Below are 2,151 nucleotides of genomic sequence, written 5' to 3'. Positions count from 1 at the left end.
CAGCAACCACCGCATCCGCAAAGTCGCCCCGAACGGAAACATCACCACCGTCGCGGGAACCGGCGCCGCCGGATACGTCTCCGACGGCGGACCCGCCCTCGCCACCCCGCTCAACTACCCGATCGGGGTCGCGGTCGACGACGCGGGCAGCGTCTACATCGCCGACCAGAACAACCACCGGGTCCGCAAGGTCGCCCCGAACGGCATCATCACCACCGTCGCCGGCAATGGAAACGCCGGCTACATCTCCGACGGCGGGCCCGCCCTCGCCACGCCGCTCTTCCACCCCAGCGGGGTGGCGGTGGACCGGGCCGGCAACCTGTACATCGCCGACCGGCACAACCACCGCATCCGCAAGGTCACGCCCAACGGAAACATCACCACCGTCGCGGGCAACGGCACCGCCGGATACGTCTCCGACGGCGGCCCCGCCATCGCCACCCGGCTCTACTACCCCGCCGGCGTGACCGTGGACGGGGGCGGGAATCTGTACATCGCCGACCAGTACAACCACCGCATCCGCAAGGTCACCCCGAACGGCATCATCACCACCGTCGCGGGCAACGGCACCGCCGGATACATCTCCGACGGCGGGCCCGCCCTCGCCACCCGGCTCCACTACCCCTGGGGCGTGACCGTCGACGAAGGCGGCAGCCTCTACATCGGCGACCAGCACAACCACCGGGTCCGCAAGGTCACCTCGGACGGCATCATCACCACGGTCGCGGGCACCGGCACCGCCGGGTACGTGGACGACGGCGGCCCCGCCATGACCACCCGGCTCTACAACCCCAGCGGGGTGGCGCTGGACCGGGCCGGCAACCTGTACGTCGCCGACCAGAGCAACCAGCGGGTCCGCGGCGTGACGGCCGTCGCGCAGATGACTCCCCCGCCGCCGCCCTCCGCCGACCTGTACGGCGAGGTCGTCAACCCCTACGCCGTGCCGCGCGGCCGGGAGTTCGACCTCGGCGCCCGGATCCGGAGCCGGGGCCCCAACCCGGCCGACGGCCAGTACGTGACCGTGGTGCTGACCCTGGCCGAGGGGCTGACCGGCGGTCCGGGCACCACCGGCCGACGGCTCAGCCGCACCTTCACCGGGCAGCAGATACTGCCGTACAACGGCTCCCTGGACGGCGTCTTCCGCGTCACCGCCCCCGCCGGCTCGCCGCCCGGCGTCTACCACTCCACGCTGGAGATCCAGTACGGCGGCGACCTGAACCTGAAGGACAACGTCTACACGCTGCCCGTCACGGTCATCGTGCCCGCCCCGGAGGCGGACGAGACAGCGCTGACGATCTATCAGGACACCGTGCCGGACGTCGCACCGGGCCAGCGCACCGTCCTGAACATGCGCTACCTCTCCCCCACCGGCCAGCCGGTCAGCCCCGGCACGATCGTCCAGCGCTACACCGCGCCCTCGGGCTTCGTCTTCACCGGCCAGCCCACGTACGCGTACTACGAGACCATCCACGGCGTGATCTCCGGCAACCTGACCTACCGCATCGAGGACTCCGGCCGGACCCTGATCATCACGGCCAACCCGCACGTCAACACCACCACCAGCGATGCCGGTTCGGTCGTCTACACCATCCCGGTGCAGGCGCGCGTGGACGCCGTGCCCGGCCGGTACACCAACGGCACGGCGAGCGTCGGCAGCCGCGCCCCGGTGCAGCTCTCGGCGACCGTCAGCGGCTCCGCCCAGGACGAGGGGGCGCTGCGCGCCACGCAGGAGTCCACGCCGACCGTCGCGCCCGGCGAGGACACCACGTTCAACCTGGAGATCCGCGCCATCAACGACCAGCCGGTCAACCCCGGCACCGTCGAGCAGCACTTCGTCGCGCCGAGCGGCTTCGCCTTCACCGGCACCGCCGCGTACGGCTACTACTACGCCCAGCCCGCCGTGACCGGGAGCCTGGAGACCCGGCTGGAGAACGACGGGAAGACCCTGGTCGTGACGTCCAACCCGCACCTGAACACGGGCGCCACCGACCGCATCTCCCTGATCTACACCATCGGCATCCGCGCCCTGCCCGAGGCCCAGCCCGGCACGCAGTCCGGCGACGGCAGGGCCGTCATCGGCCGCCGCGCCCCGGTGCCGCTGACGGCACGCGTGGCGTGAGCGTACGGCCGTCAGCCGGTCCCGGTGATCCC

Annotated in this window: 1 protein-coding gene; it reads left to right on the top strand. The window is 71.6% G+C overall.

The features are described from left to right. Positions 1-2,119, top strand: a 2,119-nt coding sequence (locus tag ACFU99_RS41535) for an NHL repeat-containing protein (protein ID WP_384403368.1), incomplete at its 5' end; no start/stop codon positions are given. Between the last annotated feature and the right edge of the window lie 32 nt (positions 2,120-2,151).

Source organism: Streptomyces sp. NPDC057654, assembly GCF_042800135.1.
Classification (GTDB): Bacteria; Actinomycetota; Actinomycetes; order Streptomycetales; family Streptomycetaceae; genus Streptomyces.
Note: the sequence above shows the minus strand (reverse complement) of the source record. Positions and strands in the feature narration are given on the sequence as shown.